This window comes from Nocardiopsis sp. LDBS1602, from assembly GCF_035818715.1.
GTDB classification, from domain to species: Bacteria; Actinomycetota; Actinomycetes; order Streptosporangiales; family Streptosporangiaceae; genus Nocardiopsis; species Nocardiopsis alba.
This window is the reverse complement of sequence record NZ_JAYLVW010000007.1, coordinates 1-26038: the sequence shown is the minus strand read 5'-3', so window position 1 is coordinate 26038 and position 26038 is coordinate 1. Positions and strand designations below refer to the sequence as shown.

Here is a 26038-nt window from a genome sequence, read left to right as displayed (position 1 = left end):
CCACGTCGCCTTCTAGTGCTTGAGCAGGTTGGCGTCATCCAGCGACGCCGACCTGCGGGTTCGGAAGATCTGCATGATGATCGCGAGGCCCACGACCACCTCGGCGGCGGCCACGACCATCACGAAGAAGGCGACGACCTGCCCTTCGATGTCCCCGTGCATCCGGGCGAACGCGACGAACGCCAGGTTGCAGGCGTTGAGCATGAGCTCCACGCACATGAAGACGATGATCGCGTTGCGTCGAATGAGGACGCCGACCGCGCCGATGGTGAACAGAAGCGCCGCGAGGACGATGTAGTTCATCGGGTCCACGTGGACTCGACCTCCTGCCCGTTGCCGTTGTTGCCGTCCGTGTCGGTGTCGGATCCGTTCTCACCGGAGGGGGCGGGGTCGGACGTGCCCCCTGTGTTCTCCTCGGCCTCCTTGGAGCGGGCCGAGTCCGACGCCGCGCCGGGCAGGGCCTCTCGTCCCGCCTGAACGTCCATCGGCACACCCGACCGGTGTTCGGGGTCGCGGGCGGCCAGGACCGGGTTGAGCGAGAGCTGCGAGATCGAGCCGTCGGGCAGCAGCGCGGGCATGTCGATCGCGTTGTGCCGCGCGTAGGTACCGGGGCCCGGCAGCGGGGTGGGGTGGTCGCCGCGGATGCGGTCCTCGGAGATCTCACGCTGGGTGCGGCGCTTGCCCGTACGGGCGGTGTGCGCGAGCACCATGGCGCCGAGCACCGAGGTGATGAGCAGCGCCGCCGTGGCCTCGAAGGCCACCACGTAGCGCAGGATCAGCTCTCCGGCCAGCCACGGGATGGTCCCGCCGACGGGGGCCGCGCCGGCGATGCCCGCCGGGTCGCCCACGACGATCCGGGTGATCCCGGTGGCGAGGGCGCCGATGAAGCAGATCGCGACGAGGGCCGCCATGATCCTCTGTCCGCGCAGGGTCTCCACCAGGGAGTCCGAGGAGCTGACGCCGACGAGCATCAGCACGAACAGGAACAGCATCAGGACGGCGCCGGTGTAGACCACGATCTGGACGACCATGAGGAACGGGGCCTCGTTGACGCCGTAGAAGATCGCCAGGCCGACCATGGTCAGCGCCATCGACATGGCCGAGTGGACGGCCTTGCGGGAGAAGACCACGCCCAGGGCGCCGAGCACCACGATGGTGCCCAGGACCCAGAACAGGCCGGCCTCGCCCGAGCCGATCGGCGCCGCGGCCAGGTGTGTCGTGGAGGTGGTGTCGAACGGGGTCACCGTGCCGCCTCCGCGTTCTCCGGCCGATCCTGCGTGCCGTGCTGTCCGCGTCCGGTGGCGTAGTAGTCCTGCTCGTCGTCGCCGAGCCGCATCGGGTGCGGGGGCTGCTCCATGCCCTCGGTGAGGGGGGCCAGGAGCTGCTCCTTGGTCCAGATGAGGCTCTGCCGGCTGTCATCGGCGAGCTCGTACTCGTTGGTCATCGTGAGGGCCCGCGTCGGGCAGGCCTCCACGCACAGACCGCACAGGATGCACCGCAGGTAGTTGATCTGGTAGACGCGCCCGTAGCGTTCGCCGGGCGAGTACCGGTCGTCCTCGGTGTTGTCGCCCGCCTCCACGTAGATGGCGTCGGCCGGACAGGCCCAGGCGCACAGTTCGCACCCGATGCACTTCTCCAGGCCGTCGGCCCACCGGTTCAACTGGTGCCGTCCGTGGAAGCGCGGCGCCGTGGGGCGCTTGACCTCCGGGTACTCGACGGTGGGCACCTTCTTGAACATCGTGTGGAAGGTGACACCGAAACCCTTGACGGGGTTGAGCCACTCAAGCACCGGTAACCTCCCCCTTCTTGTCGTTGCGTTCGGCGGTGCCGGCCGCGGCCGTCCGGGACGGTTCGGCGAGCACGCTGCTGCCGTAGTGGGCGGCGGTGCGCGGGGGCACCGGGAACCCGCCGAAGGAGGGTTCCTTGTGGGCGCGGCGCGCGTTCTCGGCGCGCTGTCGGGCCTCCTCGGCGCGCTCGCGCCGCACGAAGCGGAGCCAGGCGGCGAAGGCGGCGATGGTGGCCACGGTGAAGGCGGCGACGACCGCGCCGATGATGATCGGGGAGGCGCCGTCGAGGATGAGCATGCGCACGACGGCCACACCGGTGATCCACACGAGCTGGATCGGGATGAGGACCTTCCAGCCGAGCTTCATCAGCTGGTCGTAGCGCACACGCGGCAGGCTGCCCCGGGCCCAGATGAACAGGAACATCACGGCGACGAACTTGATCAGCCACCACAGGGCCGGCCACCAACCCTCGTTGGCGCCGGGCAGGATCGCGGTGACGCCGGGCGGGGCGTGCCAACCACCGAGGAAGAGCGTCACGGACACCGCGGCGACGGTGCACATGTTGACGTACTCGGCGAGGAAGAACATCGTGAACTTCATGGACCCGTACTCGGTCATGAAGCCGCCGACGATCTCGCCCTCGCCCTCGGCGAGGTCGAACGGGAGCCGGTTGGTCTCACCGATCATCGTGACGATGTAGATGAGGAACGACGGCAGCAGCAGCACCGCGAACCACAGCTTCTCCTGGGCCGCGACGATGCCGGAGGTGCTGAGCGTTCCGGCCATGATGAAGACCGCGACGAAGGACAGACCCATCGCGATCTCGTAGCTGATCACCTGGGCGGAGGCGCGCAGGCCGCCGAGCAGGGCGTAGGGCGACTGGGAGGCCCAGCCGCCGAGCACGAACCCGTAGACGCCCAGCGCGGCGGTGGCCAGCACCAGCAGCGCGGCGATCGGCAGGTCGGTGAGCTGCAACGGGGTGATGACCCCGAACATGTTCACCTCGGGACCGATCGGGATGACCGAGAAGGCGAGGAACGCCGGGATCGCGGCGATCATCGGCGCCGCGATGTAGACGAACCGGTCCACCCCGCGCGGGATCAGGTCCTCCTTGAGGGAGAGCTTGATGCCGTCGAACAGGGATTGGAGCAGGCCGAAGGGGCCCATCCGGTTGGGTCCGTGGCGCTGCTGCATCCGACCCATGACCTTGCGGTCGGCCATGATCATCATCAGCACGCAGATCATCAGGAAGACGAAGATCGCCAGCGCCTTGATGGTGATGATCCACCAGGGGTCGTTCCCGAAGACGCTCAGGCTGCTCTCCGCGGCCAGGTCCGCCGTGAGCGGATCGAAAGCGGCGGGGGTCACTGCTGCCTCCCGGCGTTGGTGGTGGGCGAGGTCAGCTCGACCGTCTGCCCGGCGCCGGCGCCCAGGTCACGACGGATGTCGCACCCGTGGGCGTTGGCCGGAAGCCAGACGACGCGGTCGGCGATGTCGGTGACGATCACGGGGACGGTCACCGAGCCGCGGGGGCCGGTGACACGCAGCGAACCGCCGTCGGGGACCCCGACCTCCTCGGCCGTGGTCTTGGACAGGTAGGCGCGCGGTCGGCGGGCGGTGCCGGCCAGGTAGGGCTCGCCGTCCTCCATCCGACCGGTGCCGAGCAGCTGCTTCCAGGTGGACAGCAGGGCACGGCCGGCGGTGGGTTCGGGCAGGGCCACCGGTCGGGCCGAGGGGGCGGCGGGGCGTTCGCCCAGCCATACGCCCAGCTCCAGCAGTTCTCCGTAGGCCCCGGCGGAGTCGGGAAGACCGAGGTGGACGTCCATCTCGTCGGCGATCGCCGCGAGGACCCGCAGGTCGGAGAGGGCGCCGGGCACCTTGAGCGCATCGCCGAAGGGACGGTGGCGCCCCTCCCAGTCGACGAAGGTGCCGGATTTCTCGGCGACGGCCGCGACCGGGAACACCACGTCGGCGCGGTCGGTGACGTCGCTCGCCCGGATCTCCAGGCTGACGATGAACGGCACCTTGGCCAGTGCGGCGCGGGCCGCCTCCGGGTCGGGCAGGTCGTCGAGTTCGACGCCGGCGATGACCAGGGCGTCCAGTTCGCCCGCGGCGGCGGCCGCGAGGATCCGGTCGGTGTCGCGTCCGGGCAGGTCGGGCAGGGAGCCGACGTTCCAGGCTCGGGCGACCTCGGCACGGGCCGAGGCGTCGGCGACCGGACGTCCGCCGGGCAGCAGGTTCGGCAGCGCCCCGGCGTCGATGGCCCCGCGTTCTCCGGCTCGACGCGGGATCCAGGCCAGGCGGGCTCCGGTGCGTTCGGCCAGGGAGACGGCGGCGCTCAGGGCCCCGGGGCTCGCGGCGAGCCGCTCGCCCACCAGGATGACCGCGCCCTCCTGCCCGATGGCCTCGACGACCTCGGGGTGTTCCACGTCCAGGGCGTTGAGGACGCGGCCCTCGTCGCCCGGGGCGGTCGGGACCAGCGTCCCCTTGACCTTGGTCAGCCCGAGGGTGACGTGGGAGGCCAGGGAGTAGGCCTTCAGCCCCCGCTTGCGCATGCCCTTGCGCAGACGCAGGAACACCAGCGGAGACTCGTCCTCCGGGTCGAAGCCGGCCATCAGGACCGCCGGCGCCTTCTCCAGAGCCGTGTAGTCCACGTCCACCGGGGTTCCGGCGACACGGGCGGCCAGGAAGGCGGCCTCCTCCTCGGAGTGCTCGCGGGCGCGGGCGTCCACGTCGTTGGTGTTCAGGGCGACGCGGGCGAACTTGGCGTAGGCGTAGGCGTCCTCGTAGGTGAGGCGGCCCCCCACCAGCACACCGACGTTGCCGCGCGCGGCGGCCAGCCCCTGCGCGGCCATGCCGATCGCCTCGGGCCAGGAGGCGAACTCCAGGGCCCGGGAGTCCTCGTCACGGACCAGCGGCCGGGTGAGCCGATCGGCCTGCGTGGCGTAGGTGAACGCCCAGCGGCCCTTGTCGCAGTTCCACTCCTCGTTCACCTGCGGGTCGTCGCCGGCGAGCCGGCGGGTGACCTTGCCACGGCGGTGGTCGGTGCGCTGGGCGCAGCCGCCCGCGCAGTGTTCGCAGACGCTCGGCGTGGAGACCAGGTCGAAGGGGCGCGACCGGAACCTGTAGGCGGAACCGGTGAGCGCGCCGACCGGGCAGATCTGGACGGTGTTGCCGGAGAAGTAGGAGTCGAACGCCTCCCCCTCGGCGATACCGACCTGCTCCTGGGCGCCGCGCTCCATCAGTTCGATGAGCGGGTCGCCCGCGATCTGCGCGGCGAAACGGGTGCAGCGGGCGCACTGGATGCAGCGTTCGCGGTCCAGCAGCACCTGGCTGGAGAGCGCGATGGGCTTGGGGAAGGTGCGCTTGACGTCGATGAACCGGCTCTCGCCCTGACCGGTGGACATGGCCTGGTTCTGGAGGGGGCACTCGCCGCCCTTGTCGCAGACCGGGCAGTCCAGCGGGTGGTTGATGAGCAGGAACTCCATGATCCCGCGCTGGGCCTTCTCCGCCACCTCGGAGGTCAGGTGGGTGTTGACCACCATGCCCTCCATGACGGTGATCGTGCAGGAGGCCTGGGGCTTGGGCATGCCGCGCCCGTTGCCCATGTCGGGGATCTCGACCAGGCACTGGCGGCAGGCGCCGACCGGGTCGAGCAGCGGGTGGTCGCAGAACCGGGGGATCTGGATACCGAGCAGTTCGGCGGCGCGGATCAGCAGGGTGCCCTTGGGCACCTGGATCTGGAAGCCGTCGATGGTGACGGTGATCAGGTCCTCCGGAGGCGGGGCGGGCGAGGACCCGCCGGAGGTGTTGGAGGTGACGGTCACCGGTTCCCTCCCTCTTCTTCCGTGATGGTCGGCCGGTCCGCCCAGACGGTGGACCTGGAGTGGTCGAAGGGGCAGCCGCCCTTCTCGTAGTGGTCGACGTACTCCTGGCGGAAGTACTTGATCGACGACATGACGGGGCTGGTGGCACCGTCGCCCAGAGCGCAGAACGAGCGGCCGAGCAGGTTGTCGCAGATGTCCAGGAGCTTGTCGATGTCGGCCTCGGTACCCTCGCCCCGCTCCAGACGGTCCAGGACCTGGACCATCCAGAAGTTGCCCTCGCGACAGGGGGTGCACTTGCCGCAGGACTCGTGGGCGTAGAAGGCGATCCACCGACCGACGGCGCGCACCACACAGGTGGTCTCGTCGAAGATCTGGAGGGCGCGGGTGCCGAGCATCGAACCGGCGGCGCCCACCGACTCGAAGTCGAGCGGGGTGTCCAGGTGCTCCTCGGTGAAGATCGGCGTCGACGAGCCGCCCGGGGTCCAGAACTTGAGCCGGTGCCCGGAGCGGATGCCGCCCGCCATGTCCAGGAGCTCGCGCAACGTGATGCCGAGCGGCGCCTCGTACTGGCCGGGGTTCGTGACGTGCCCGGACAGGGAGAAGAAGCCGAACCCGGCGGACTTCTCGGTGCCCATGGAGGTGAACCACTCGGCGCCGTTGGCGACGATGCCCGGGACGCTGGCGATGGACTCGACGTTGTTCACCACGGTGGGCGAGGCGTAGAGTCCGGCCACGGCGGGGAACGGCGGCTTGAGGCGGGGCTGGCCCCGGTAGCCCTCCAGGGAGTCCAGGAGGGCGGTCTCCTCACCGCAGATGTAGGCGCCGGCGCCGGCGTGCACGACCACGTCGAGGTCGAAGCCGGTGCCCAGGATGTTCTTGCCGAGCAGCCCGGCCTCGTAGGCCTCGGCCACCGCCTTGCGCAGACGGCGGATGACGTGGACGACCTCGCCCCGCACGTAGATGAAGGCCTGCTGCGACTTGATCGCGTAGGAGGCGATCGCGACGCCCTCCACCAACACGTGCGGGTTGGCGAGCATGAGCGGGATGTCCTTGCAGGTACCCGGCTCGGACTCGTCGGCGTTGACCACGAGGTAGCGCGGGTTGGGGTTGTCCTTGGGCAGGAACCCCCACTTCATCCCTGTCGGGAAGCCCGCGCCGCCGCGGCCGCGAAGGCCGGACGCCTTGACCAGGTCGACGATGGAGTCGGGCTCCATGGTCAGGGCCTTACGCAGCGCCTCGTAGCCGCCGGTGGCCCGGTAGCCGTCGTAGGTGAAGGAGTCGGGACGATCCCAGTTCTCGGACAGGATCGGGGTCAGGGTGGTCACTTCGCGCCCTCCTCACCCTGGCTCGGGGAAGGGAGGTCGTTCGGGTCCGGCGCCGTCCAACCGTTGCGCCGGGCCAGTTCGAGACCGGCCAGCGACGGGGCCGCCGCCTGGACGCCCTCGCCGGCGCGTCCGTCGTCGAACCCGGCGAGCACGCGCGAGGCCTGCTTCCAGGTGCACAGGCTCGCGGGGCCGCGGGTGGGCGCGACGTCCGCGCCCAGACGCAGGTCGTCGACCAGACGCTTGGCGGTGGCGGGGGTCTGGTTGTCGAAGAACTCCCAGTTGACCATCACCACGGGGGCGAAGTCGCAGGCCGCGTTGCACTCCACGTGCTCCAGCGTGACCTTGCCGTCCTCGGTGGTCTCGCCGTTGGCCAGGTCCAGGTGCTCCTTGAGGGCGGAGAAGATCTCGTCTCCGCCCATCACCGCGCACAGGGTGTTGGTGCACACGCCCACCTGGTAGTCGCCGCCCGGACGGCGGCGGTACATGGTGTAGAAGGTCGCGACCGCGTTGACCTCGGCCTGCGTGATGCCCAACTGGTCGGCGCAGAACCGCATCCCGGCCTTGCTGACGTGCCCCTCCTCGGCCTGCACCAGGTGCAGGAGCGGGAGCAGCGCCGAGCGCGGCTTCGGGTAGCGGCTGATGATCTCCTTGGCGTCCTGTTCCAGTCTGGCCACCACCTCGTCGGTGAAGACCTCGACCGTCTCGTCCGGTCCGCCGTCGAGACCCCTGTTCTCGGGTCCGTTGTGCTCGCTCACCGGTCCACGCCTCCCATCACCGGGTCGATACTGGCCACGGCCGCGATGACGTCGGCCACCGTCCCGCCCTCGCACATGGCGGCGACGGCCTGGAGGTGGGTGAACGACGGGTCGCGGAAGTGGACGCGGTAGGGACGGGTGCCCCCGTCGCTGACGGCGTAGCAGCCGAGCTCGCCCTTGGCGCTCTCCACGGCCGCGTACGCCTGGCCGGCCGGGACCCGGAAGCCCTCGGTGACCAACTTGAAGTGGTGGATGAGCGCCTCCATGGAGCCGCTCATGATGTGCGCGATGTGGTCGGGCGAGTTGCCCAGACCGTCCGGCCCCAGCGCCAACTTGGCCGGCCAGCCGATCTTGGCGTCCTCGATCATCACCGGTCCGGGTTCGAGCCGGTCCAGGCACTGCTCGATGATCTTGAGGCTCTCCTCCATCTCGGCGATGCGCACCCGGTAACGCGCGTACACGTCGCCGCCGTCGGAGACCGGCACGTCGAACTCGTAGTTCTCGTAGCCGCAGTAGGGCTTGGCCTTGCGCAGGTCCCAGGCCAGACCGGAGGCGCGCACCAGGGGCCCGGTGATCCCGAGCGCCATGCAACCGGGCAGGTTGAGGTAGGCGACGTCCTTGGTACGGGCCAGGTAGAGCGGGTTCTCGTCCAGGAGCTTGCGCATGATCTTGATGCGCTCGGGCATCTCCTTCAGCAGCTCCCGGACCTTGCCGACCGCGCCGGGCGGCAGGTCCTGGGCCACGCCGCCGGGGCGCACGTAGGCGTGGTTCATCCTCAGGCCCGTGACGAGCTCGAAGATGTCCAGGATCATCTCGCGCTCACGGAAGCCGTTGGTCATCACCGTGGTGGCGCCCAGCTCCATGCCGAAGGTCGCCATGGCCACGAAGTGCGAGGCCATCCGGTTCAGCTCCATGAGCATGACGCGGATGACGCTGGCGCGTTCGGGGATCCGGTCGGTGATCCCGAGCAGCTTCTCGACCGCCAGGCAGTACGCCGTCTCGTTGAAGAGCGGCGTCAGGTAGTCCATGCGAGTGACGAACGTGGTGCCCTGCGTCCACGTCCGGTACTCCATGTTCTTCTCGATACCGGTGTGCAGGTAACCGATGCCGACACGGGCCTCGGTGCAGGTCTCGCCGTCCAGGGTGAGGATCAGCCGGAGCACCCCGTGCGTGGACGGGTGCTGCGGACCCATGTTGACGACGAGACGTTCGGCGCTGCTGCCCTGGGCCTTCTCGACGACGTCGTCCCAGTCCCCACCGGAGGCGTCGATGTAGTCCTCGGTGACGGTCATGCCGTGCCTCCCTTCTGGATGGCCCTTCGAATGGCTGATGCGGTGTCCGTGCGGGTCACTTGTAGGACCGCCGCTCGTCCGGCGGGGGCACGGTGGCGCCCCGGTACTCGACGGGGATGCCGCCCAGCGGGTAGTCCTTGCGCTGCGGGTGACCGTGCCAGTCGTCGGGCATCTGGATACGGGTCAGCGCGGGGTGGCCGTCGAAGACCATCCCGAAGAAGTCCCAGGCCTCGCGCTCGTGCCAGTCGTTGGTCGGGTAGACCGAGACGATCGACGGCAGGTGCGGGTCGGCGTCGGGACAGGTCGTCTCGACCCGGATCTCGCTGTTGTGGGTGATCGACCGGAAGTGGTACACCGCGTGCAGTTCGCGCCCGGTCTGCTCGGGGAAGTGCACGCCGACGACGCCGGTGCACAGTTCGTAGCGCAGGGCCGGATCGTCGCGCAGGACGCGGGCCAGCTCCAGGAGCCCCTCGCGGCGCACGTGGAAGGTGATCTCCCCCCGGTCCACCTCGACACGTTCGACGTCGTCCGCCCGCTCCAGGGCGTTCAGCGCCGCCTCCAGGTCGTCCGCGACCCGGTCGAAGTCGGCCGTACGGGGGTCGTCGGGGTCGGTGAAGGGGCGCCGGCTCCGGACGGGAGCGCTCCCCCTGACCTGGAGACCGCCGAAGCCGGAGGTGTCGCCCGTGGTCCCGGCGCCGAACATGCCGGTACGCCTGATCGGCGCGGCCAGGCGTTCACGTCCGCGCTGGTCCGGCAGGTTCGCCGCCGCCTCGTCGCGCTCGCGCTCGTTCTCGTTGCTCATGTCAGTCCTTGGTCACCAGGGGCAGGGAACGGCGGAGCATACGCTCCTCGGTCTCGGTGATCTCCTGCTCGCGGTGGGCACCGAGCTTGGTGTTCTGCACCTTGTCGTGGAGCTTGAGCACGGCGTCCAGGAACATCTCCGGCCTGGGCGGACAGCCCGGCAGGTAGATGTCGACAGGGACGATGTGGTCCACGCCCTGGACGATCGCGTAGTTGTTGAACATGCCGCCGCTGGAGGCGCAGACGCCCATCGCGATGACCCACTTGGGTTCGGGCATCTGGTCGTAGATCTGGCGCAGGACGGGGGCCATCTTCTGGCTCACGCGTCCGGCGACGACCATCAGGTCGGCCTGTCGCGGGGTGGCCCCGAACTTCTCCATGCCGAACCGGGCGAGGTCGTAGTGGGGGCCGCCGACCGCCATCATCTCGATGGCGCAGCAGGCCAGACCGAACGTGGCGGGCCACATGGAGGTCTTGCGCGCCAGGCCGACGACCTGTTCGACCGTGGTGAGCGCGACCCCTGCGGGTAGTTTCTCTTCGAGTCCCATCAGCTTCGGACCTCCTCCGGGCCGGACTGCCGTGTCTGTGTTGCCTGGGGGCGGGGCGTGCGGGTCAGTCCCATTCGAGGCCTCCTCGGCGCCATTCGTAGGCGTAGGCGATGGAGACGTTCACCAGGAAGAGGATGATCGCGATCAGGCCGAACCATCCGAGGGCGTCGAAGTGGATCGCCCACGGGATGAGGAAGATGATCTCGATGTCGAAGACGATGAACATCATGGCCGTCATGTAGTACTTGACGGTGAAACGCCCGCCGCCCGCGGGCTGCGGTGTGGGCTCGATACCGCACTCGTAGGCCTGCATCTTGGCGCGGTTGTAGCGCTTGGGCCCGACCACGGCGCCGACGACCATCGACACGACGACGAAGGCGGCGCCGATTCCGCCGAGCACGAGTATCGGTGTGTACAACTCCACGGCTCACCCTCCTCCGCTGAACGACCCGTCGGGCTGCGCGACCGACAGTCTTGTGAACGGTTTCACGTGCTTGTCCCGAATTCCTTGTGGTTGCGGCGAAGACCCTTTCGGGACGCCGAAGGGATCTCCACCGCACGGTATTTTCGACTCGCCGTTCCGTTTGCCCGATTCGTCGCTTTTCAGCGCCGACAGCGAACACTTCGGCTCATGGCGGTTTCTTCTTCTTTTCGGGCGTCGATCAGGCCGCGGGCGCCATACGGCTCAACCCGTTGATGACCCGGTCCATGGCGTCGCCCTTGCTCGGTTCGGTGAGATTGGCGAGCATCTTCAGCACGAACTTCATGAGGGTGCGCCGGCGGAGCCCGTACTTGGTCGCGTACTTCATGAACTCGGGCTGGCCGATGACCTTCACGAAGTAGCGACCCAGGGTGTAGTAGCCGCCGTAGGTGTCGGCGAGGACGTCCGGGTAGCGCAGCAGCGCGCGCTCCCTGGTCTGCTGGGTGGTCCGGCCGTGCGCCTGCACGATCACGTCGGCCGCGATCTGACCGGCCTCCATCGCGTAGGCGATGCCCTCCCCGTTGAAGGGGTTGACCATGCCGCCCGCGTCGCCGACCAGCATCAGTCCGCGCGAGTAGTGCGGAACCCGGTTGAAGCCCATCGGGAGCGCCGCGCCGCGGATGCCGCCCTTCTGGTTCTCCTCGGTGAAGCCCCACTCCTCCGGCATCGAGTCGGTCCACCTGCGCAGAAGCTTGCGGTAGTCCACGTCCTGGAAGGAGGAGGTGGAGTTGAGGATGCCCAGGCCGACGTTGCTGGTGCCGTCGCCGACACCGAAGACCCAGCCGTAGCCGGGCAGGAGGACGTCCTTGTCACCGCTGCGATCCCACAGCTCCAGCCAGGACTCCAGGTAGTCGTCGTCGTGCCGGGGACTCTCGAAGTAGGTGCGCACGGCCACGCCCAAGGGGCGGTCGTCGCGCTTGCGGATCCCCATGGCGACGGACAGGCGGGAGGAGTTGCCGTCGGCCGCCACGACCAGCGGCGCCCGGAAGGTCACGGGTTCGCGGTCGGCGTTCTTGGCCTGGACCCCGACGATGCGGTTGCTGCGCTCGTCCATGAGGGGTCCGGTGACGTTGGTGCGCTCCAGGAGCTTGGCCCCGGCGCCCTTGGCCCGCTCGACCAGGATCTGGTCGAAGTCGTACCGGGTGCGCACGAGACCGTAACCCGGGTAGGCGGCCAGCTCGGGCCAGGGGAGTTCGAGGCGGACCCCGGCTCCGACGATGCGCAGGCCGTGGTTCTTGATCCAGCCCTCGTCCTCGAAGGTGACGCCCATCGCGGTGAGCTGCTTCACCGCCCGAGGGGTCAATCCGTCTCCACAGACCTTCTCCCGAGGGAAGGAGGTCTTCTCCAGCAGGAGAACGTCCAGGCCCGCCTGGGCCAGGTAGTAGGCGGTGGTGGAACCGGAGGGTCCGGCGCCGACGACGATGACGTCGGCGTCGTACTCGACCCTCTCTCGGCCTCTGGGAGAGGAGGTGGCTGTCTCGCTCACGGGTGGGTCCTCGACTACTCGCGCGGTCCTACCGTGGCGGGCCAGTGCGGGGTCGACCCGCTCACGGGGGGTGTTGTGGGTCGGTTTGGGACTTCCGACATATCCGACATGGGCCTTGTGTCATGCGACTCGTGTGCTTGTGAAGCACTTCACAAACCACTTTCCCGAAGTCTAGACCCTTGGACGCGAAGAGGCGACCCCCGGGGGGCATTCTTCGGTAAATCGGATATAGCGCCCATAACCTCCGAAGCCACACCCGAAGTCACCATGAGTCACCGAAAGCGCAGCTCACGACAGCAGCAACCCCGAGAACAACACAAGAAGCCCCAAGGAACAAGGATTCCTTGGGGCTCCGAGAACTTTAAGACTTTACGAGAAGAATGAAACCGACTGCGTACTATTGCGCACTATGTCGGATTTTACTTCTCTCGGAAGCCACGGTGGAGAGCCACCGTGCCGAGCGTCAGGTTCCGCCACGCGACCCGCGACCAGCCCGCGCCCTGGAGGTGGGTCGACAGCTCGGCCTGGTTCGGCCAGGCCATGATCGACTCCGACAGGTAGTCGTAGGCCTCGCTCCGACCGGAGAAGGCGCCCGCGATCCTCGGCAGGGCCGCCATCAGGTACGTCGAGTAGAGCCTGTCGACGAACTCCACCGGGATGTGGCTGAACTCGCAGATCACCAGACGGCCGCCGACCTTGGTCACCCGGAACAGTTCCCGCAGCGCCTGGTCCACGTCGGCGACGTTGCGCAGGCCGAAGGAGATCGTCACCGCGTCGAAGGTCTCGTCCGCGAAGGGCAGGGAGAGGGCGTCCCCGGCCACGAAGGTCACCCCGCCGCGCGAGGCGCCGCCCCGACGGTGGGCGCCCTTGCCGAGCATGCCGAGCGAGAAGTCGCAGGCGATGACGCGGGCGCCCTTCTTGATGAAGGACTCCGAGGAGGTGCCGGTCCCCGCGGCCAGGTCCAGGACCAGCTCACCGCTGTGGGCGTCGACCGCGTCGACCACGGCGCGCCGCCAGACGCGGTCCTGGCCGAGCGAGATGACGTCGTTGACGAGGTCGTAGTTCTCTGCGATGCCATCGAACATCGCGGCGACGTCCTGAGGCTTCTTATCGAGCTTCGCGCGGGTCATGGCACCAGCCTAAGGGGGCCGGACCGGCACCCCGTCCCGCCCTCACCTCAGACCGGGAACTCACCGAACCAGAAGCCCTCCAGCAGAACCCGGGGCAGATGGTCCGAGCGCACGTCCATCCGATAGTCCGACTCGTGCCGCGCGCGGTCGAGGGCCAGGGACGCCAGAGCGAGCAGCCCGAGCGGGAACGTTCCGGGCCCGGCGCCCTCCCCCGCCCGTGCGTGGAAGTCGTCGAACGCCTCCAGGCCGCGGACCAGGGTCCTCTCGAAGTCGTCCGGGTCTCCTCCCAGGAACGCCCGGAACAGATCCAGCTCCGGAAAGGCCAGAAGGTCCAACTCGCGCGCGATCTCGGGCGAGGCGACCCGGCGGGAGTCCGACAGTTCCATGGCCTTGCGCAGGCACGGGACCATCCGGTCGTCCTCCTCGATGAGCGCCCGCAGAGCGTCGATCCAGGGAAGGAGGTAACCGGGATAGCGGGCCTCACCCGACAGTGGCATCCTCCCCACATCGATACCCGCCAGATGACGGACCCTCTTCTCGTCCCGGCAGACCAGCGCCATGAGGAAGGTCCTCAGCCAGACGTGTCGATCCGCGACGACCAGGGGGCCGGGAGAGACCAGGACACGCTCCTCGTGCTCCACGGTCCACCGGACCTCGGAACCTCGGGGCACCGTGACCGCGGCGATGACGGCGTGATGGTACTGCGCGGCGAACGTCCAGGTCTCCCAGGTCTCCACCAACGTGCACTCGGGATCGGCCGCCAACGCCTTCCGCGCCAGGTCGTACACGTCGGTGAGCCATCGGGCGGCCTCGGCCGGCGCCTCTTCGAGGAGCCGGGCGTAGCGGATCCTCACCTCCTCCAACGCCCTCACCTTCTCCTCGTCGACCACGACCGGGACCGACGATGTCCGAGGGACGAAGACCATGACCTCACTCCTTGCTTCGATCGTGGGTGTTCGGAACCCGGGTCAGACGGGGAAGGCGTCGAGCCATCGCCCATCGAGGATCCCCTCGGGAAAGTAATCGCTCTCGACCTCCAACGAGACACCCTCGACCCGACCGTCCCGGACCAGACAGGCCATCCCCAACAACTCCAACGGCACGATCCCACTCAACCCACCCTTGGCCAGATCCGCCGCCGTGTACTCCCGATACGACTCCAACGCCCGCACCAACGCCTCGTTGAAACCATCCCCATCTCTGGCGATCAGCCGACCCAGCACCTCCATCTGCGGAACCGCCATCAACCCCGCATAACCCGCCGCGAAAGAGGCCCGACCCGGATCAGCCAACTCACGAGCCTCCTCCAACAACACCCCCGCCCGCGGATCACCCTTCACAAAAGCCTGCAACACCTCCACCCACGCATACGCGTCCCGCATGAAACGCGTCCCCTGACTCTCCCCCGCACTCCGCAACACTTCCACCGGAACATCCGCCAAGAACCGCGCATAATCGAAATCACGACACGTCCACGCCCTGAACAACGCCCCCGCCCAAGAAGAAGCGTTGAAAGCGGATATCAAAGGGCGACTCGAAAGATTCCACACCCGATGATCGACCATACAATCCACACGGGACCCCGACTCCGCCATCGACACACGAAAGAACGCACGCTGATACTGCATCGCCAACACCCACGCCTCCCACGTCCGCCGCTCAACAACCCCCGGATCCACCACCAAAAGCTCCAATGACATCTTCGAGAAACTACCAATGAGGTGGTGCATCCCCCCAACCCCGGCGCCAAGGGACTCGACCCCTGACTTCGTATAATAAGAAATCAGAGAGAGGTCCTCCTCATCCACCTCATAGACGACCTCAGGCCTTTCAACGTACATAATTATCTCCTCACATCAAAAAGCTGATAGTCGTAGCCGTCTGCCACATCTCCACCAGCACCTCGACCAGAAGGATTCCCCTTGAAAACCGCATAGGAGAGCTTTCCTTCGCTCATTTTCATTTCAATATATCGAGCAAGAGCCCGCTCAGATATGGAACCGCTGGCCTCGCCTTCACCCTTCGCAACGCCTGGAATCCGGGAACCTCCTCCTACCTCGACCAAGGAGCTCTTGCGCCTCTGCATAGCATCGAGGATCGAACGAACATAGTCGGCCGTCCCTTGATAGGTATCCCTGGGACGCTCCCCTTCTGGCGAGTACACCCTCGTTCCGAGCTTCGCTCCCGTACTGGCCTTCGCCTCGATGATGACGATCTCGCCATCCTTGGTCTCGTAGATCAGGTCGAATTGACCGTTACCGTTACCCGGGGCCCCAGAAGCCTGGCCGAGCAACGTCGCGCCATCGAGGTTCGGCTTCCGCACCTCTTCCCTGCGGATGTTCCCATGCTCATCACGGACAGGGTTTCCTTCAGCGTCCCGAACCTCCCGCATGACGGCCTCGCCGTTCTTGTCCCGCAAGGGTTCCCCATCGAACTCGTAACGAGCACCGATGTCCGCGGATTTTTCTCCCAACAGCTCCGCAGCATCCGTCGCATCGCGCTGCGCATCGGCCTTTTCCCGGTAGGCCCTCTCCACATCGGGGTGGTTGTTTCCGTTCTCCACGTATTTTCCGTGCTTCTTCGCCTCCTGCTCGTAGATCTTTTCCAGTCTTCTCGCCTCGTCGAGCTTGTCCCTCCGGTCCTGGGCGAAGTGATCGATACCGGCGAAGTCGTCCTTGAGCTTCTGCCGCCTGGTGAGCTCGTCACCGGTCAGCGGCTTTCCATCCGGCCCCTTGAAGAAGTCGGAGGAACCGATTCTGACCCTGGTCTTATCCCCGAAGTAGGTGGGAGACTCCGGTTGCCGCAGCGGTGTTCGATGTCCACTCTCCGGATCCACGTGAACCTTGGGGAGCTGCCAGCCCTCCAGGCCGATCTTCATATCCTCTTTGACTCGATAGAGGATTTTGTTGTAGTACTTCTTTCTGAAGGCCTCGTCATTGTTGAGCAGGTACTCGACATCCCGGAAGAAGGCCTCCTCGGCCTTGGGGTCGTTCTTGTCGCCCCAGCGGTGCCGCTCGAACTCCTCCAGGTTCTTCGGCCCGGGCCCTCCGGGGCCGTCGTCCCCACCACTCGGGGAGGGTCCGTCGGGACGATCACCTCCCCCTCCGCCGCCTCCACCGAGGTACGGCTCCGCCCCCGTACCGCCATGGCCGAGGGGCCCCGTACCTTCGGAGCGCGCATCCTCGCGGTCCAGGACGGTCGTGACGCCCCCACTCCGTCCCTCTTGGGACTGGGCAGGGATTCGGGTCTCACCCCTCTCGGTATCGGAGAAGGCTCGAGGACCGAAGTCATGTCCCCCTCCTCGACGGCCGAGCCCGTCCGGGCCGGGGATCTCCATGCCCCCGCCGCCGGAGAGGACCAACGCCCTTTCACGTTCGAGCAGGCGAGCACGTTCGTCGGCGTTCATCGCGCTGTACCGGTCGATCTCCTCGGAGAGCTCCCGGACCGACCTCTCCTCGAAGTCGTCATCGGCTCTCCGTGTCGGGGTGTTCCGATCCGGAGCGCGGTCGTCACGGAGGTCTCCGCCCGTCCCGGATCCGGTCGATCCCCCATTGACGCTCGCCGTCCCGGTTCCGTCCGCCGACGGTGATACGGGCCCGTGCGGGCTCCCCGACGTGGGGGCGGACCACCTGGAGGTGAGCTCACCGAGACGCCCGGTGAGTTCGTTCAAGCGTCTCCCGACGCGATCGACGGTTCCATCGACGTCGGTTCGAAGAGCGTCGAAGGTGTCCGCCAGGTTGAATCCCGGGCGCGCGGCCGCACCGGGAGAACCGTGCCCGACCGGGCTCGACCCGTTCGCTCCGTTCGACCCCGCGTCGACGTCGGGCAGGTGGGACCCCGTACTGAGCTTCGCCCCCAGCATCCCGGCCCGGGCCGGTAGCCCCACGACCGCGAGAGCCAGGTTCCCGCCCGCGGTGGTGACCGTGTACGCGGGCCGATCGTCCCACTCCCGCCACGGCACCAGGTCGTGGGCGACCTCCTTCCAGGATTCACCCATGTTGCTCTTCCAGGTGTCCATGGTGAAGTCGCCTTCACCGATGAGACTTCCGGAGGAGCCGTAGAGGCCGGCGAGGGCCGCGTAACCCTTGATGGTGTCCTTGAGGTGTGCCCCGGCGTTGTCCCTGACCTCGCTCGCGCTGCCGGCCCAGCCGCTGCCCTCCCGCCACAGGCCGGTGGAGGCGACCGCGTTGACCCCGAGGCCCCACACCATCCCACCGCCGAAGTTGTCCCAGGTCGCCATGTAGGAGTCGGCGGCCCAGGCCACCTCGACGGGCTTGTTCCCGTCCCTCAGGTAGTTCCAGCCGAACTCGTGTATCCGCTTCCAGTCACCGAGGCTGGTCATGTCGAAGTTCGGATCGGGAACGTCCGCGGCGTCGATGCCGTAGACGATCTCGTTCTCGCCCGGAGGGTCCTCACCCGCCGCCACGTAGACGCTGTCGCCACCGTTGATCGACGAGAGGGAGCTCGCGCACTCGCGTTCGGCGTCCTGGTACTCACCCCAGGCCTTGTTGGCCCGGAGCTTGATGATGTGGTTGCGCAGTGTGTTCGCCGGGTTCTCGTTCCAGGCCTCCTCGGCCTGCATCTCCTCCCGGAACTCCCAGGCCTCGTCCCGAATCGCGCCCAGTTCCTCCTTGGCGCTCTGCGCCGCTTCGGCGAAGGTCTCCAAGGCGGTGACGGCCGCGGAGACGTCGCTCTCGATGTCGTCTCCGCACTCGGCGACCCGGTTCATCGCGGAGAAGAGGGTCTCGCTCTCGGGTGCCGTGTAGTGGGCCTGGAGGCCGCCCCAGGTGCTCTTGATGTCCTGGCCGCCCTCGGAGACCGAGCCGGCCGAGGACCTCATCAGGTCGATGGCCGCCTGGAGGTTCTCCACCAGGGTGGTCGGACGGGGGATCGCGGGTGGATAGACGAGGAGATCCGGGTCGGGGTCCACGCCGAACTGAGACTGACCGGCGGTCTCGTTGTGCGATGGCCTGATGGTGTCGATGGGGGGCATACGACTTTCCGTCTCGTGGGTGGCTCTGGTGTCAGAGGTCCGGGTCCTCGAACGTCCCGGCGTTGCTCTGGGCCTCCGCGGCCATCTCCGCGTCCCCGACGAGGTAGGCGTCGACGGCCTGAGCGCATCCTTCGACGGCGGATCCGGCCCGTTCGACCATCTCCTCGGACAGGCCGCCGATGTGTTCGAGGAGTCCGTAGAGTTCGGCGCCGACGGGTCCGCTCATGGACGCCATGGCCGCGTTGGCGATCTCTTCGGTGAGGGTGGTGAGATGGCCGTCGAGGGCGCTGCCCCCGCCATCGCCCATCTGGTCCATCACGCTGTGGAGGATGGCGCCCACACCGGAGGGGTCGATGCTCCAGCCACCGCTCATCGGCCGCCTCCACCGGAGAAGAGGTGGGCCCGGAAGTTGTCGGGTGGGGGAGCCTGCTCCACGACACCGTTCTCGGTTCGCTCTCTCTCGTGACGAGCGATGTTCTCGTCCAGGCGTCCGAGGGAGACTCTCAGGGAGTGGGAGAGAGAGGTGATCCTGTCACCCAGGGCACCGGCCCGTTCGGCCATCAGTGCCGCTCTGGTCCTATCTCCAGGAACGAGGGAGCGGCCGTGCGCAGTCTCTTGAGAAGGGGGCTTCTCTGTCTCTTCCGGCCGGTCGGGGGATGAAACCAGCTCGAACCTCACGGTTCTCCTACCTGCTTTCCATGCTCATCGGGCCTCGCCCGCGCTTCTCATTACTTATACCGACGCTCGGTGACAGAGAGGATCCGAGAATTCCCTGTCCGGTTCGCATGCTTGTCTTGAGGAATCCGAGGAAGCGACGAAAGTGAAGGGCGAAGAATGAGCTATGACGTGGTGGCGTTGCACGCGGACAACCCCGACCTGCGAACTCTCACACGTGCTCTGGAGGACGCCGGACGGGATCTACGCGTGCGCGCGTTGGCCGGGGGTCATCTCCTCCGGCTCCGCGATGCCTCCGGGACCCTGCTCACCCTGGAGCCGGCCCAACTGGTCGAGGCCCCGGGCGAGGTGGAGCGGCTCCTGGATCCTGACCTCGCCGCGGGGCTCCCCGAACGGTGTTGGTGGACCGAAATCCGAGCGCGTCCGGACGAGGCCGGGCGGGAGGCCGCCCACCGGGTCGCCGATCGTCTGGCACTGAGCTCCGGGGGCGCGGTGTGGACCTCGGGACCGGCCGACTTCGGTGTGTGGGAGGAGACGGAGCACCCCGCCGTGGAGTACACGGCCGGAAAGGCCGTCGTGGTGGCCCAGGATCGACCGGTCGTTCCGTTCTCCTCCTGGATCTCCGACGTCCTCGCCGACCCCGCCGTTCAAGAGCACGGTTTCCAGTTGCTGACCCCGGCGCGTTCCCGGCTCACCTACGCTCTGCGCACCCTGATGGCTCTTCCTCTGGCCCGATGGGTGGTGCGGACCGAGGAGGGCGATCACTTCGACGGCCTCACCGGCCTGCCCCTGCGTCCGCATCCCGAGCATGGTCATGTTCCGGCGCGTGCCGAGGGCCCGGTATCTCCCGCCGAAGGCTTTCTGGACGAGTCGCCCCTGGGCCGTCAACTCGTGGTGGACTTCACCACGCGGGCGCCGAAGGACGCGTTCGATCCGGGGCTGTCGGTCGAACGGGTGACGGAACGACTGGCCGGTTCCGCGCCCGTGGCGTGGGGCCCGTACGAGCCGGCCCTGGCCCCGTGGAACCGGGAGCGGATGGCACGGCTCGCACGACACCGGGCACCGCGCCCTTCCCTGTTCCGCTTCCGCGGCACGAGCCCGGGGGGCTCTCGTTTCTCCGGTGATCTGAGACTGACCTGGGAGGAGGGGATCGTGCGTGAGCAGGTCTCCTTGGTCCTGGGCCACCCGGACGCGGAGTCGGTGCCTCACCACGCCCTGCCCGCGGCCGTGGCCACTGTGGCGGAGGGGCTGGAGATGATGCACGTACGTCTGGCCCGAGGCCGTGAGGACGCCACCTACGCGCCGCGCTGGCACGGTCTGGCCGAGCCTTTGGGCTTCGCCGTGGGGTGGGAGAGGGCCGAAGGATCGCACGGGCGTGGAGGCCCGCTGGAGGGCACTCGGTTGGGCGAGGGTTCCGGCGCCGTGTGGTATCCGGTCCCCCGCGACGTACCGCGCGAGCGGGCGACGAGTCTGGTGGCCTCCCAGATCGAGTACCTCACCGCGGGAAGAGGGCGTTTCGGAGGCGAAAGGCCTGGTCACCTCACGTAATCGGACAACTACTTCGTGCAATAATGAGCCGGCCTCATACCCTTCCCCGCACGCACGAGGAGAGTCCCTTGAAACCGGCCCGATCGTTCGTCGCCCTCACCATGAGCTCACTGCTCGCGCTGCCCCTCGCGATGGCCACCGCCGCCCCGGCGACCGCCGCACCCCACGTGGGCGTGGTCGACGAGCGGCCCGTCCAGTGGACCCCGCACGTATTGGACGGCACCATCAAGGACATCCTGAGGATCGGTGACACCGTCGTGGTGGCCGGCACGTTCACCCGGGTCGCCGAGTCCGATGAGAGTCGCACCCACGATCGGACCCACCTGTTCGCCTTCCGTCATGGGAGTGGAGAGGTGCTCGCCGGCTTCAGGCCCTCCGTGGACGGGACGGTCACCTCGTTGGCCGAGGGCCCCGACGGCTCCGTGATCGTCGGCGGCGACTTCGAGCGGGTGAACGGGGAGACACGTCGAGGGGTGGCGCGGATCGACCTGGCCACCGGACGGACCGTCCGCGGGTTCGACGCCACGCTGGACGACGGGAACCTGTACCGGCTGGCCTCCGATGGCTCCGACCTCTACCTCGGCGGGAACTTCACCGCCGTGAGCGGGGAATCGCGCGCGGGGCTGGCCCGTGTCGACACCGCCACCGGGAGGGTCGACCCGGACTTCACGCCGACCATCTCCGACCAGCGGCGGGGCGGCCTGCGCGTCCAAGAGCTGGCCCTGAGTCCGGACGGTCGACGGCTGGTCATCAACGGCACCTTCACCAAGGTGGACGGCGAGGACCGCTACCAGATCGCCATGATCGACACCGAGGCCGGAAGGGTCTCCCCCTGGTCGACCTCGGCGTACGAGGAGCCCTGCGACTACCCGACCATGTACACCTATCTGCGCCAGATGGACTTCTCGCCCGACGGCTCCTACTTCGGCGTGGTGACGGTCGGAGGGCCCGAGATCAAGCCGGGGCTGTGCAAGTCCGCGGCCAGGTTCGAGAACGACGACGCTCCGAACGCGGAGCCCACGTGGGTCAACAAGACCGGCGGCGACTCGCTGTACTCGATCGAGATCACCTCGGACGCCGTCTACATCGGCGGGCACCAGCGCTGGATGGACAACGAGAAGGGCGCCTCCAACCCGGGTCCGGGCTCGGTGGAGCGCGAGGGGATCGGCGCGGTGAATCCGACGACCGGACGGGCCCTGGACTGGAACCCGGGCCGTTCCCGAGGCCACGGGGTCGAGGCCCTGCACGCGACCTCGGACGGGCTGTACGTGGGCAGCGACACCGATCGGCTGGCCGGCGAGTACCACGCGCGGCTGGGGATGTTCCCCCTCCCCTGAACGAGGGGGAGGAACGTGACGGGGTGGGTCCGCGGGGCGGGCACCACCCCGTTCGTCACTTCTTGGTGCCCTCGGCGGGCTCGCTCTTCTCGACGGCGTCGTCGCCCTGCTCCTGGGAGCGCAGGATCTCGTCCTGGACCTCGTCCTCGCGGGCGGCGCCGTCGACCAGACGGTTGCCCACGGCCTTGTCCTGTCGCTTGTTCGACCAGTCGACCACGGAGGCCGACATCTGGTCGCGCCACTTGGAGAGCAGCACGTAGGAGGCGAAGCCGCTGAGCACCCACGCCAGGATGAGGGCGATCCAGGACCTCGCGCCGAACAGGTAGACGACCCCGAAGGCGGCGGCGAAGAGCGCCAGACGGGCGGCGGTATAGGTCAGCCAGCTACGCATCAAAAAGCCTCACAACAGACGATTACCTGGACTACATTGGTCGACACGCCCGTCCACGCGCGTACTTCCACGTGGACGTCGGTTCGGGCGACCCCGTACGTGGAGGCGGCGCCTCACATCAGGCAGCTCTCGACCTCCAGGTTAAGGGCGGTCGTCGGGCAGCCGACACCAGGGAGGGGTGTGTCCCCTCTCAGCGGGGCCGGGGCGTGAGGCACATCGGATTCGGATATTCATGGGATGTTTCCAATCCCGACAAGAGAACCCGAACATCACGTTCCGATCACATATCACTCCCTCATCCCCCGATCCTCGCTATTTCTCCGAAAACTAGGGAGGAAACGGACCAACTCGTGCACACTAGGGGATCAAACGCCCGCCGCCCCCACACTCAAGGCGGGCACGATTGGGGGAATGTGAAGGTGGAACGAGCAAGCGAACGCCTGTTGACCCCCGGGGAAGTGGCCTCACTCTTCCGGGTTGATCCCAAGACCGTCACCCGCTGGGCCGCCTCCGGACGGATCAGCAGCATTCGTACTCCCGGTGGGCACCGCCGCTTCCGGGAATCCGAGGTGCGCGCCCTTCTCCTCGGCGAGCCCAGCGAAAGCACTCCCTGAAGAACCGACCGAACGTCGGAGACCCTCGGCCCGATATCGCGCGTGGTCTTCCCGCGACCCCCGAGACGACACCCCGGCTGTGAGAAGTCGACAGCCAGAGTAGGCTGGAAGCATGGTGTGGCTCGGTGGCCTGATCACGCTCGTATCGATCGTTCTGTGGGTTTACGCGTTCTTCGACGCGTTGACCACCCCTGCCCAGGAGGCCAGGAATCTTCCCAAGGTCCTGTGGCTGGTCGTCATCGCGTTGTTCATGCCCGTCGGATCGATCCTCTGGCTCTTCCTGGGACGGCCGCGTCGGCCCGCCGCCGTCCAGAGCGACACGCCCTCCCCGGCACAGGCCGTGTCAGTGGACGATCTCGATCCGTCGGACTTCGCCAAGCCTTCGGACAGCCCGCATCCGCTCGGCCCCGACGACGACCCCGAGTTCCTCCGACGACTCGGACGCAGGATCGACCCGGACGAGTAGGCGTCTCGACCGATTCGACGCACGATGACACACGATGGGGCCGCTCCCGAACGGGGGCGGCCCCATCGACGTCTCCACGGTGACATGGGGAGGGGGCGGGTCCGACCCACCGGTCGGACCCGCCCCCTCCGTCGTCCTGCCGCTCCCCTCGCGAGTCAGGCGTAGGAGTGCAGGCCGCTGAACATGTAGTTCACGGCGAAGAAGTTGAACATGACCGTGAGGAAGCCGATCACGTTGATCCAGGTCGCCTTGGGTCCACGCCAGCCGCCGGTGGCACGGGCGTGCAGGTAGGCGGCGTAGATGACCCAGGAGATGAAGGACCAGACCTCCTTGGGGTCCCAGCCCCAGAAGCGGCCCCAGGCCTCGTCGGCCCAGATGGATCCGGCGATGATGCCGAAGGTCCACAACGGGAAGGCGAAGAGGATGAAGCGGTGCGAGATGCGGTCGAGCAGCTCGGGGCTGGGCAGACGTCCGGCGATACCGGCCACCTTCTCCCCCAGGGCCCGCTTGGCCTCGGCCCGGTGCGAGACCAGGTAGGTGATGCCCGCGGCTCCGGAGACCATGAAGGCGCCGCCGGCGATGATGGTGGCGGTGACGTGGATCGGCACCCAGTAGGAGTGCAGGGCCGGGATCAGCGGACCGGGGTCGACGTACAGCCAGCGCACACCGATACCGAGCAGGATCAACACCGGCACCAGCACGAAGGCGCCGAGGAAGCGGGCCTGGTAGCGCCAGGAGGCGTACAGCAGCGAGCCGACCGCCACCAGGCACAGGGCGACGATGAACTCGAACATGTTGCCCCAGGGCCAACGGCCGGCGGCCACGCCTCGGGCGATGATCTGCGCGACCCCCATGAGGAAGCCCAGGGTGGTGACGCCGAGGGCGATCGTGCCGAGGACGTTCTGGGAGGCCTTGGCCTCCTTCTCCTCGGTACGGACGTTGACCTCGATGTCGTCGTCACGGCCTTCCACCGTGCCCGCCCCGACCGGCATGAGCCGTCCGGCCTTCAGCCGGGTGCGGTTGCCGTAGGCGGCCTCGATCGCGAACAGGAAGAGCGCGGCGGCGTAGGTCACGATCATCGCGATGACCAGGGTGTCGCTCAGCGACGCCATGCTCTCGTTCACCGGTGCGGCGAGTGTGTACGTCACCGGTCACTCCCTTGTGTGGTCGTCTCTGTGGATGGGGTGTCGGGGCCGCCGTCGGACTCGCTCCGGAGTCGTGCGGCGAGCCTGGTGGTGATCTCGTGGAACTCGGCGTTGTCGCCGGCCACCTCGGTCTTGCCGAGTCCGGCCAGTTCGACGCGCGTGCGGCCGTCCTCGCCCGGGGTGGCGCGGACCCAGACCCGTCGGGGACGCACGAACAGCGTCACCAGGAGTCCGACCACGGCCAGGGAGGCGGCCAGCAGCGCCGGCACGCGCGCCCCGTCCCGGTTGCTCTGCAAGGTGGCGTACTCCTTGACGCCGGTGAAGGTGATCGACCCGGCCTCGTCCGGCAGCTCCCAGGTGTCGCCGACCGCCATGACGGGCGACTCGCCGATGTTCTCCATCCCCTCGGTCTGGAGTTGGTAGACCGACTGGGGGTCGATCATGCCCAGGTCGCCCTGGTAGGCGTTGAGGGTGACCATCGGGTTCTCCGCCCCGGGGAAGGAGGAGACGAGTTCGCCTTCGGAGTCCTCCATGGCGGTGGGCAGGAAGACCCCGACGAAGCCGAGCTCCTCGCCTCCGGTGTCGGGGACCTTGATGACACCGTCGGAGATGTAGCTCATGGTCTCTCGGTGCAGGAAGGGCACGGCCTGGTCGAAGACCAGGTCACCGTCGGCGTTGCGCACCTCGAACTGCGGCGCGTAGCCGTGCCCCAGCAGGTAGACCTGCACCCCGTCGACGGTCAGCGGGTGGTTGACCTCCAGCTTGTGGGTGCCCTCCTCTCCGCCGGGTTCCTCCGTGTAGGTGAGATCGGCGACGTAGGACTCCGCCTGGCCGCGCAGGTTCCCGTCCTCGATGAACGAGGCGTCGAACCGGTCGAGGTGGATGGTGAAGGGGGCGAGATCGTCGGTGTCGGTCCAGTGGCCGGGGTAGATCGCGTCGTAGGAGGGCAACGTGTTGGCGAAACCGTCGCCCTCCACGATGAGCATGTTGCCCCGGTAGCCGAAGAACGCCCCGGCCGCCAAGGCCAGCAACAGGCCCAGCAGCGCGAAGTGGAACAGCACGTTGCCGGCCTCGCGCAGGTAACCGGTCTCGGCCGAGACCGAGTTCTCGTAGCGTTCGACCCGATAGCCCTTGAGCACCTTGCGGGCCTGTTCGAGGGCGGTGTCCGGCGAGGCGTCGGTGGAGAAGCGGGCCACGTAGGGCATCCGCGACAGGTTCCTGGGGGTGGCCACCGGCCGAGCCCGGACCGCCTTGGCGTGCACCAGGGCCCGCGGGATCACGCAACCCGCCAACGACACGAACAACAGCAGGTAGATCGCCCCGTACCAGGGCGAGGAGAACACGTCGAACAGGTAGAACCGGTCCAGCCACGGGGCCAGGTCGGGGTGCTCCTGGTAGTAGGTGGCCACCTGGTCGACGCTGACCACGTTCTGCGGC

Annotated in this window: 24 protein-coding genes; 4 read left to right on the top strand and 20 right to left on the bottom strand. The window is 67.8% G+C overall.

Going from position 1 to position 26038, the window contains the following annotated elements; genetic code table 11:
- Window positions 1–12: 12 nt before the first annotated feature.
- The 17 genes from nuoK to U9J66_RS19460 form a co-directional block, all read right to left on the bottom strand.
- Window positions 13–312 (bottom strand): NADH-quinone oxidoreductase subunit NuoK, encoded by a 300-nt coding sequence (gene nuoK / locus U9J66_RS19540; RefSeq protein WP_014912309.1) that lies wholly within the window; start codon window positions 310–312, stop codon window positions 13–15.
- Window positions 300–1244 carry an NADH-quinone oxidoreductase subunit J gene (locus U9J66_RS19535; protein ID WP_326338335.1) on the bottom strand — a complete coding sequence of 315 codons (945 nt, stop codon included), beginning with the start codon at window positions 1242–1244 and terminating at the stop codon, window positions 300–302. Before U9J66_RS19535 ends, nuoK begins: the two co-directional genes overlap by 13 nt.
- Entirely contained in the window at window positions 1241–1789 is a 549-nt protein-coding gene (gene nuoI / locus U9J66_RS19530; protein WP_014910317.1) for an NADH-quinone oxidoreductase subunit NuoI, read from the bottom strand. Before nuoI ends, U9J66_RS19535 begins: the two co-directional genes overlap by 4 nt.
- Complete coding sequence (gene nuoH / locus U9J66_RS19525; protein WP_017535934.1) at window positions 1782–3155, bottom strand: NADH-quinone oxidoreductase subunit NuoH; 1374 nt, start codon at window positions 3153–3155, stop codon at window positions 1782–1784. Before nuoH ends, nuoI begins: the two co-directional genes overlap by 8 nt.
- Window positions 3152–5614: an NADH-quinone oxidoreductase subunit G gene (locus tag U9J66_RS19520; RefSeq protein ID WP_326338333.1), complete on the bottom strand. Its 2463-nt coding sequence runs from the start codon at window positions 5612–5614 to the stop codon at window positions 3152–3154. Before U9J66_RS19520 ends, nuoH begins: the two co-directional genes overlap by 4 nt.
- Entirely contained in the window at window positions 5611–6939 is a 1329-nt protein-coding gene (gene nuoF / locus U9J66_RS19515; protein WP_017535936.1) for an NADH-quinone oxidoreductase subunit NuoF, read from the bottom strand. The genes U9J66_RS19520 and nuoF overlap by 4 nt, the downstream gene beginning before the upstream one ends.
- Window positions 6936–7694 (bottom strand): NADH-quinone oxidoreductase subunit NuoE, encoded by a 759-nt coding sequence (nuoE, locus tag U9J66_RS19510; RefSeq protein ID WP_014913307.1) that lies wholly within the window; start codon window positions 7692–7694, stop codon window positions 6936–6938. The genes nuoF and nuoE overlap by 4 nt, the downstream gene beginning before the upstream one ends.
- Window positions 7691–8986, bottom strand: coding sequence for an NADH-quinone oxidoreductase subunit D (locus tag U9J66_RS19505; RefSeq protein WP_014911069.1), 1296 nt, complete (start codon window positions 8984–8986; stop codon window positions 7691–7693). The genes nuoE and U9J66_RS19505 overlap by 4 nt, the downstream gene beginning before the upstream one ends.
- Before the next feature lie 55 nt (window positions 8987–9041).
- On the bottom strand, window positions 9042–9788 hold the full coding sequence (locus U9J66_RS19500) for an NADH-quinone oxidoreductase subunit C (RefSeq protein ID WP_326338332.1): 747 nt from the start codon (window positions 9786–9788) through the stop codon (window positions 9042–9044).
- 1 nt (window position 9789) lies between these two features.
- Window positions 9790–10335: a NuoB/complex I 20 kDa subunit family protein gene (locus U9J66_RS19495; protein WP_014912745.1), complete on the bottom strand. Its 546-nt coding sequence runs from the start codon at window positions 10333–10335 to the stop codon at window positions 9790–9792.
- A gap of 64 nt (window positions 10336–10399) precedes the next feature.
- Window positions 10400–10759, bottom strand: coding sequence for an NADH-quinone oxidoreductase subunit A (locus U9J66_RS19490; RefSeq protein WP_014912518.1), 360 nt, complete (start codon window positions 10757–10759; stop codon window positions 10400–10402).
- A 238-nt stretch (window positions 10760–10997) separates the two neighbouring features.
- Window positions 10998–12302, bottom strand: coding sequence for a geranylgeranyl reductase family protein (locus U9J66_RS19485; protein ID WP_017535938.1), 1305 nt, complete (start codon window positions 12300–12302; stop codon window positions 10998–11000).
- 419 nt (window positions 12303–12721) lie between these two features.
- Window positions 12722–13432: a demethylmenaquinone methyltransferase gene (locus U9J66_RS19480; protein ID WP_017535939.1), complete on the bottom strand. Its 711-nt coding sequence runs from the start codon at window positions 13430–13432 to the stop codon at window positions 12722–12724.
- A gap of 47 nt (window positions 13433–13479) precedes the next feature.
- Window positions 13480–14358, bottom strand: coding sequence for an immunity 49 family protein (locus U9J66_RS19475; RefSeq protein WP_042282191.1), 879 nt, complete (start codon window positions 14356–14358; stop codon window positions 13480–13482).
- 42 nt (window positions 14359–14400) lie between these two features.
- Window positions 14401–15273: an immunity 49 family protein gene (locus U9J66_RS19470; protein ID WP_326338329.1), complete on the bottom strand. Its 873-nt coding sequence runs from the start codon at window positions 15271–15273 to the stop codon at window positions 14401–14403.
- Window positions 15274–15275: 2 nt separating this feature from the next.
- Complete coding sequence (locus U9J66_RS19465) at window positions 15276–18302, bottom strand: hypothetical protein (protein ID WP_326338327.1); 3027 nt, start codon at window positions 18300–18302, stop codon at window positions 15276–15278.
- A 154-nt stretch (window positions 18303–18456) separates the two neighbouring features.
- Window positions 18457–18798, bottom strand: a complete 342-nt coding sequence (locus U9J66_RS19460) for a DUF6507 family protein (protein WP_326338326.1) — start codon at window positions 18796–18798, stop codon at window positions 18457–18459.
- A gap of 461 nt (window positions 18799–19259) precedes the next feature.
- On the opposite strand from U9J66_RS19460, the gene U9J66_RS19455 reads away from it, so the two are divergent.
- Window positions 19260–20648, top strand: coding sequence for a DUF6177 family protein (locus U9J66_RS19455; RefSeq protein ID WP_161111178.1), 1389 nt, complete (start codon window positions 19260–19262; stop codon window positions 20646–20648).
- A gap of 68 nt (window positions 20649–20716) precedes the next feature.
- Window positions 20717–21985: a delta-60 repeat domain-containing protein gene (locus tag U9J66_RS19450; protein WP_042282198.1), complete on the top strand. Its 1269-nt coding sequence runs from the start codon at window positions 20717–20719 to the stop codon at window positions 21983–21985.
- A 55-nt stretch (window positions 21986–22040) separates the two neighbouring features.
- On the opposite strand, the gene U9J66_RS19445 is transcribed toward U9J66_RS19450, so the two are convergent.
- On the bottom strand, window positions 22041–22376 hold the full coding sequence (locus U9J66_RS19445; protein WP_017535949.1) for a DUF4229 domain-containing protein: 336 nt from the start codon (window positions 22374–22376) through the stop codon (window positions 22041–22043).
- A 413-nt stretch (window positions 22377–22789) separates the two neighbouring features.
- Here U9J66_RS19445 and U9J66_RS19440 point away from each other — a divergent pair, with 413 nt between their 5' ends.
- Both U9J66_RS19440 and U9J66_RS19435 read left to right on the top strand, forming a co-directional pair.
- Window positions 22790–22990 (top strand): BldC family transcriptional regulator, encoded by a 201-nt coding sequence (locus U9J66_RS19440; RefSeq protein WP_017535950.1) that lies wholly within the window; start codon window positions 22790–22792, stop codon window positions 22988–22990.
- A gap of 112 nt (window positions 22991–23102) precedes the next feature.
- The gene (locus U9J66_RS19435) at window positions 23103–23456 is read left to right on the top strand and encodes a PLD nuclease N-terminal domain-containing protein (RefSeq protein WP_017535951.1); all 354 of its coding nucleotides are present in this window, start codon (window positions 23103–23105) and stop codon (window positions 23454–23456) included.
- 155 nt (window positions 23457–23611) lie between these two features.
- On the opposite strand, the gene ccsB is transcribed toward U9J66_RS19435, so the two are convergent.
- Both ccsB and resB read right to left on the bottom strand, forming a co-directional pair.
- Window positions 23612–24604: a c-type cytochrome biogenesis protein CcsB gene (gene ccsB, locus U9J66_RS19430; protein WP_326338325.1), complete on the bottom strand. Its 993-nt coding sequence runs from the start codon at window positions 24602–24604 to the stop codon at window positions 23612–23614.
- The coding region (gene resB / locus U9J66_RS19425; RefSeq protein ID WP_326338324.1) for a cytochrome c biogenesis protein ResB at window positions 24601–26038 on the bottom strand (1438 nt) is incomplete at its 5' end. The genes ccsB and resB, both read right to left, overlap by 4 nt.